Annotated in this window: 7 protein-coding genes; all 7 read left to right on the top strand. The window is 69.6% G+C overall.

Annotated features, from left to right (window positions below; genetic code table 11):
• Nucleotides 1–673 (top strand): HlyD family secretion protein (locus tag HUU95_RS04740; protein ID WP_174279056.1); only part of this gene is annotated, 673 nt, incomplete at its 5' end.
• Nucleotides 670–2,220, top strand: a complete 1,551-nt coding sequence (locus tag HUU95_RS04735) for a DHA2 family efflux MFS transporter permease subunit (RefSeq protein ID WP_302480092.1) — start codon at nt 670–672, stop codon at nt 2,218–2,220. The genes HUU95_RS04740 and HUU95_RS04735, both read left to right, overlap by 4 nt.
• A complete protein-coding gene (locus HUU95_RS04730) occupies nt 2,217–3,728 on the top strand; it encodes an efflux transporter outer membrane subunit (RefSeq protein ID WP_254602620.1) in 1,512 nt (503 codons plus the stop codon). Before HUU95_RS04735 ends, HUU95_RS04730 begins: the two co-directional genes overlap by 4 nt.
• Nucleotides 3,725–4,861 carry an ABC transporter permease gene (locus HUU95_RS04725; protein ID WP_174279054.1) on the top strand — a complete coding sequence of 379 codons (1,137 nt, stop codon included), beginning with the start codon at nt 3,725–3,727 and terminating at the stop codon, nt 4,859–4,861. The genes HUU95_RS04730 and HUU95_RS04725 overlap by 4 nt, the downstream gene beginning before the upstream one ends.
• Nucleotides 4,858–5,634 (top strand): ABC transporter ATP-binding protein, encoded by a 777-nt coding sequence (locus tag HUU95_RS04720; RefSeq protein ID WP_174279053.1) that lies wholly within the window; start codon nt 4,858–4,860, stop codon nt 5,632–5,634. Before HUU95_RS04725 ends, HUU95_RS04720 begins: the two co-directional genes overlap by 4 nt.
• Nucleotides 5,634–6,557: an MlaD family protein gene (locus tag HUU95_RS04715; RefSeq protein ID WP_174279052.1), complete on the top strand. Its 924-nt coding sequence runs from the start codon at nt 5,634–5,636 to the stop codon at nt 6,555–6,557. Before HUU95_RS04720 ends, HUU95_RS04715 begins: the two co-directional genes overlap by 1 nt.
• A partial coding sequence (locus tag HUU95_RS04710; RefSeq protein ID WP_174279051.1) for an ABC-type transport auxiliary lipoprotein family protein occupies nt 6,554–7,093 on the top strand: 540 nt, incomplete at its 3' end. The genes HUU95_RS04715 and HUU95_RS04710, both read left to right, overlap by 4 nt.

The raw sequence follows: 7,093 nt of genomic DNA, 5'->3' as shown, positions 1-7,093 counted from the left end.
GATGGCGCGCGCGCAGCTCGCGGCGAGCGAAGCGCAGGTCGCGGGCGCGCGGCACCAGATCGCCTATTACGACGCACAGGTCCGCTCGGGCCACGCGCAGGTGGATGCCGCGCGCGCGCAGCTCGCGGCCAACCTCGTCAATGTCGGCGCGGCGACCGTGACCAGCCGCATCGACGGGCGGATCGGCGACCGCACCGTGCGCGTCGGCCAGTATATCCAGGCGGGCACGCGGATGATGACGGTGGTGCCCGTCTACGGTCTCTACCTCACCGCGAACTTCAAGGAGACGCAGATCGGGCTGATGCGGATCGGCCAGCCCGCCACGATCGAGGTCGACGCTTTGCCGGGAGAGGACATCCACGGCACGGTCGAGAGCTTCTCGCCCGGCACCGGCAGCCGCTTCGCGCTGGTGCCGACCGACAACGCCACGGGCAACTTCACCAAGATCGTGCAGCGCGTGCCCGTGCGCATTCGCGTCGAGGCGGGGCCCGAGGCGCGCAAGGTGCTGGTGCCGGGCCTGTCCGTCACCGTCTCGATCGACACGCGCGGCGCCAAGGACGACGCGCAGGCCCAGAAGGACGAGAAGAAGCGCACCGAGGACGCGCGCAAGCACGAGCATGACCGCGAGCTGCAGCGCGACAGGGCGAACCACAGCGCCGGGGCCGGCCGGTGAGCGAGGAGGGTGGCCAAGGAGGCGCGAGCGCCTGGATCGCGGTCGCCGCAGGGACGATAGGTTCGCTGATGGCGACGATCGACACCTCGGTGGTGAGCGCCTCGCTGCCGACGATCCAGGGCGAGATCGGCGCCAGCCAGACCGAGGGCACCTGGATCAGCACCGCCTATCTGGTGGCGGAGATCGTGATGATCCCGCTCGCCGGCTGGTTCGATCGCCTGCTCGGGCTGCGCACCTTCCTGATGATCTGCACCGTGCTGTTCACGGGCTTCTCGATCCTGTGCGGCCTTTCGGGCAGCCTGGGGGTGATGATCATCGGGCGCATCGGCCAGGGCTTCACCGGCGGCGCGATGATCCCCACCGCGCTCACCATCGTCTCGACGATGCTGCCCCCCGCGCAGCGCTCGATCGGGATCGCGTTGTTCGGCTTCACCGCCGTGTTCGGGCCGGTCGCCGGGCCGATCCTCGGCGGCTATCTCACCGAGAATTATTCGTGGCATTACGCCTTCTTCATCAACATCCCGCTTGGCGTCGGGCTGCTCGCTTTGCTGATCGTCGGCCTGCCCGCTAAGAAGGCGCAGCTCGGGCTGATCGCCGAGGCCGACTGGCTCGGGATCGGCGGGCTGGCGCTCGGGCTCGGCGCGCTGACCGTGGTGCTGGAGGAGGGGCAGCGCGAACGCTGGCTCGAATCGCCGCTGATCGCGCGGCTGATCGTCGCCTCGCTGGTGGGCTTCGCTTTGCTGATCGTCGGCCAGCTCACCGCCAAATCCCCCGTGATCCGGCTCAAGATCATCCTGACGAGGGCGTTCGGCAGCGTCTTCGTGCTCAGCCTGATCGTCGGATCGGCGCTGTACGGGATCAGCTACATGCTGCCGCAATTCCTGACGTCGCTGGCCGATTACAACGCCTTCCAGTCGGGTCAGGTGACCTTCATCATCGGCGTGCCGTCGCTCTTGATGATGACGATCTTCCCGATCCTCGAAAAGCATCTCGACCTGCGTATCGCGGTCGCGCTCGGGCTGGCTTTCTACGGCGTCGGCTGCCTCCTGAACGCGCACCTGACGATCGATACCACCGGCGTCAATTTCGCGTTTTCGATGATCATCATCGGCTTCGGCCAGTTCTTCGCGCTGATCTTCCTCAACTCCGCCTCGACCAGCGCGGTCGACCAGAAATATGCGGAGGACGCCTCGGGCCTGTTCAACGCGGCGCGCAATCTCGGCGGGTCGTTCGGGCTCGCGGTGATCACCAGCATGCGCGAGAACCGCACCTGGTTCCATGGCGAGCGCTATGCCGAGAACGTCACCGGCAACACGCTGGGCGCGCAGGACCTGATCACGCAGAACGTGGCCCAGCTCGGCATGGGCGACCCCGTCGCGGGGCTCGAGCGCTCGTATTCGACGTTGAACACGACCTTCCAGAATGCCGGTACGGCGCTCGCCTTCTCGGACATCTTCTTCATCTTCGGAACGATGATGCTGATCTCGATCCCGCTCGCCTTCATGCTCAAGCCGCTGCCCAAGGGCGAAAGCAGCCAGCCGGCATGAGCAGCATGCGCGCCCTCCTCCGAGTCCTGCTGCCGCTGGCGGCGGCCGCCTTGCTCGGCGGCTGCATGGTCGGCCCGACCTATCACGGGCCGCCGGAGACCGCGCCCACGGCCAGGGCCGCGCCCGTCTTCCGCCGCGCCTCGGTCGCGCCGGTGACGAACGCGCCCGCGCTCGCGACCTGGTGGACCGCGCTTGACGACGCGACGCTCGACCGGATCGAGCAGGATGCGCTGGCGCACAGCCCGACGCTGGAGGAGGCGGTCGCGCGCATCCGCCAGGCACGCGCGAGGCTGCGCGAGCGCCGCGCCGATTTGCTGCCGAGCGGCGGCGCGAGCGCGATCTACGCGCACATCGGCGTGCCGGGCTCGGTCAACGACGCGCTGGGCAACAACAATGGTACGAGCGGCGGCACGGGGAACAGCACCTCCCAGATCCCCGACAATATCGACTTCTACAATGTCGGGCTGACCGCGACGTGGCAGATCGACCTGTTCGGCGGCGTGCGGCGGCAGATCGCGTCGGCGCGCGATACCGCGCAGGCCTATGAGGCCGACCTCCAGGACGCGCAGGTGACGCTGACGATGAACGTCGCCACCGCCTACGTGAACCTGCGCGACGCGCAGGGCCGGCTCGCGCTCGCGCAGGCGAACACCGAAGTGCAGGAGCGGATGCTCGCGCTGACCAAGCTGCGCCGCGCGGGCGGCACCGCCACCGACAGCGACGTCGAGCGCGTCTATACCCAGCTCAAGCAGACGCAGGCCGACGTCGTGCCGCTCCAGGGCCAGATCGAGATCTACACCGATCAGCTGAGCCAGCTCGCGGGGCATGAGCCGGGCACGCTCGACGCGCTGCTGGCTACGCCCGCGTTGCTGCCGCTACCGCCCGCACAGACTCCGATCGGCAACCCGGCCGACCTGCTGCGCTCGCGGCCCGACATCCGCGCGGCCGAGCGGCGGCTGGCGGCCGCGAACGAGACGATCGGCGCCGACATCGCGCAATATTTCCCGACCCTGACGCTGTTCGGCACGCTCGGCTACGGCTCGACCAGGCTCTCCGGCCTGTTCGACGGCGGCAATCTGCTCAAGCTGGCGGTGCCGGTCCTGTCGTGGAACTTCCTCAACTTCCCCGCGGTCAGCGCCCAGGTCGAAGGCGCGCGCGGCGGCTTCGATCTGGCGCGCGCCACCTACCGCGCGACATTGCTCTCGGCGCTGCTCGACGCCGAGAACGCGCTCTCCCGCTTCGGCCACCAGCGCGACAATGTCGCGAGCCTCGCCGACGCCAGCGCGTCGGCCACCCGCTCCACCCAGCTCGCGACGATCCGCTACCGGGGCGGCACGCTCAGCCTGATCGACGCGCTCGACACCGAACGCCAGCGCATCAATACCCAGAGCAGCCTCGCCCAGGCGCAGGCCGCGTTCACCACCGACTGGATCGGGCTCCAGAGCAGCCTCGGCCTCGGCTGGAGCGCGCCCGGCCCGACGCGGCTCGTGCCGGGGCGGGACCGATGAGCGAGGCGCTGACGGCCGCCAGCTACCATCTCACCGACGACGGCGGCACCGTCTCCATCGTGCCGTCCGGCGACTGGACGGTGCTCGCGCTCGGCGATGCGCCGCTTCGGCTGAAGGCCGACCTGGAGGACAAGGGCGCGCGGCGGCGGTTCGACGCGCATCAGCTCGGCCGCGTCGACACGGCCGGCGTGTTCGCGCTGATGCGGGTGCTCGGCGACCCCAGCGAGAATGGGCTCGAGCTCGACCTTGCCGGCCGCGACGAGCTCGAGCGGCTGGCCGACCTAGTCAAGGACTCGCTCGACCCCAAGCCCGCCCCGCGGCACGCGCCGCGCTCGCTCCACGCGCTGTTCGAGCGGATCGGTCGCGCGACCGTCGCTCTTTGGCAGGAGGCCTATGCGGCGGAGGTGTTCATCGGCCGGCTGGTCGTCGCCCTCGCCCGCACGATCGTCTCGCCGCGCCGCCTGCGCCTGATCCCGCTGGTCGCGACGATGGAGCAGGCCGGGCTCGACGCGTTGCCGATCGTGGTGACGATGACCTTCTTCATCGGCGCGGTGCTGGCGCTGGTCGGCAGCACACTGCTCACCACGCTCGGCGTCAAGGTCTATGCGGTGGAGCTGGTCGGCATCGGCGTGCTGCGCGAGTTCGGCGCGGTGGTCGCCGCGATCCTGCTCGCCGGGCGCTCGGCCTCGGCGTTCGCGGCGCAGCTCGGCTCGATGCGGATGACGCAGGAGATCGACGCGATGCAGGTCATGGGTGTCGATCGCTTCGACGCGCTGGTCGTTCCGCGCGTGCTCGCGGCGCTGATCATGCTGCCGATCATGACGCTGTGCGCGGACGTCGGCGGGCTGATCGGCGGGCTGCTGGTGTCCGCGGTCACGATGGACATCAGCCCCGCCTTCTTCGTCCAGCGGCTGGTCGCGATGGTCGGGCTCACCCAGTTCTGGATCGGGATGAGCAAGGCGCCGTTCTTCGCGATCGTCATCGCGGCGACCGGCTGCCGCCAGGGCCTCGCCACCGGCGGCGACGTCGAGAGCCTGGGCGCGCGCGTCACCGCAGCGGTGGTGCAGTCGATCTTCCTGATCATCATGTTCGACGCGATCTTCGCGCTCGTCTACCGGAACGTCGGGCAATGAGCGGCGACAAGGACGAGGCGCCGCCGATCCGCGTCAAGGGGCTGCGCACCGCGTTCGGCGAGACGGTCATCCACGAGGGGCTCGATCTCGAGGTCGAGCGCGGCGAGATACTGGGGCTGGTCGGCGGATCGGGCACCGGCAAGTCGGTGCTGCTCAACACCATCCTCGGGCTGAAGCGGCCGGAAGGCGGCTGCGTCGAGATCTTCGGCGGCGACATCCATGACCCGGACGCCAGGGCGCAGGTCGAGCGGCGGATCGGCGTCATGTTCCAGGGCGGCGCGCTGTTCTCCGCGCTCAGCGTGCAGGAGAATGTCGAGGCGCCGTTCATCGAGCACACCGATCTGCCGCACGCTTTCGTCCGCGATCTCGCCGCGCTCAAGATCAAGCTCGCCGGCCTGCCCGACGATGCCGGGGCGAAGCGGCCGGCCGAGCTTTCCGGCGGCATGCGCAAGCGCGCCGGCGTCGCGCGCGCGATCGCGCTCGACCCCGACATATTGTTCCTCGACGAGCCGACCTCAGGCCTCGATCCGATGGCCGCCGAGGAGTTTGACACGCTCATCCGGCGCTTTCGCGACGCACTTGGGCTGACCGTGTTCATGATCACCCACGACCTCGACTCGCTCTACGCGATCTGCGATCGGGTGGCGGTGCTTGCCGAGAAGAAGGTGGTCGCGGTGGCGCCGCCGGCCGAACTGGAAAAATCCGACCATCCCTGGATCAAGGAGTATTTTTGCGGACCCCGGGGACGCGCGGCCAAGGAGAAGCACGGCTGATGGAGCGACATGCCAATTACGCGCTGGTCGGCGTGCTCACGACCGTCCTGATCCTCGGCGGGCTCGTCTTTGCGATCTGGCTCGGAGGGATCCAGTCGGCGGGCAAGCACGATCACTACCGCATCGTCTTCAAGGGCCCGGTGCGCGGGCTGACCGACGGCGGCGAGGTGCAGTTCAACGGCATCAAGTCTGGCGCGATCGAGAAGGTCTTCCTGTCGCCGCAGAATTCGTTGCTGGTGATTGCGGACATTGCGCTGGAGCGGGGCACGCCGGTGCGGGCGGACTCGCTGGCGAGCTCCGAGATGCAGGGCATCTCCGGCGTCAACGTCGTCCAGATCACTGCCGGAACCCCGGCCAAGCCGCTGCTCAAGGGCGCAAGCGACGACGACCGGCCGATCATTCGCAGCAAGCCGGATCAGATGGCGTCGCTGCTCGAAGGCGGCGGCCGCGCCGTGCAGCAGGCGACCGAACTGCTCGACCGCGCCAACCGGGTCCTGTCGGACCGCAATATCGCGACGCTCGATGCGGCGATGCGCGACCTCCACGCGGTCACCGCCGAGTTCGCCGCGCACCGCGCGATGATCGGCGATGCCGCCGCGGCGCTGGCCAAGCTCGACGCCGCCGCCACCGACATCCAGGCGACCTCGGCCTCGGCGCGCGGACTCGTTGACGGCGATGGCCGCCAGGCGGTGACGGACGTGGCAGCGGCGGCCAAGGAGCTCAAGGCGGCGGTGCAGGAGGCGCGCGGCGTCATCCGCCAGTTCGGCGGCCAGAGCGGCGCCTTCGGTTCGACCATCACCGCCACGATGATGAGCGTGCAGGAGACCGCCGAGAGCCTCGACGGGTTGATCCGCCAGATCCGCCAGGATCCTCACGGCACGCTTGGCAAGCCGCGCGGCAAGGAATTGGAGCTGCCCAAATGACGACCCGCTACCCGACCGGCGCCGTCGCGCCGTTGGCCGCCGCCCTGTTGCTCACCGGTTGCGCGCTGCTGGGCGGCGGAAAGCCGGTACAGCTTTACCGCTTCGGCGCACCGCCAACGGCCTCTCCGGCCACGGGCGGCGTGGTCCCGACCCCGCGCTACACCGTGCTGCTCATGCCGGTCCGCTTCGCCGCCGGGATCGATGGCGACCGGGTGCTTGCCAGCCGCGGCTCCGAGACGCTCTATATCAAGGGCCTGCGCTGGGTAGCGCCGGCGCCCGTCCTGTTCGGGGAGGAGGCGCAGGCGAGCTTCCGCGCGCGCGCGCCCTGGATCGCGCTGACCGACCGCCGCGGCGGCGCGCCCGCCGACCACATCCTGCAGATCAGGATCGATCGCTTCGAGGCGCGCTACGACGCCGGCGCGAAGGCACCGCCGACGATCCATGTCGAAGGCGAGGCCATGCTCGGTGATGTGCGCACGCCCGGCGTTTCCAGCCGTTACCGTCTCGTCGCGGAGCAGCAGGCGACGGCGGGCGAC

The sequence above is a fragment of the Sphingomonas bacterium genome, assembly GCF_903643065.1.
GTDB lineage: Bacteria > Pseudomonadota > Alphaproteobacteria > Sphingomonadales > Sphingomonadaceae > Sphingomonas.
The sequence above is the reverse complement of the archived record's forward strand: the minus strand, read 5'-3'. Positions and strand labels throughout refer to the sequence as shown.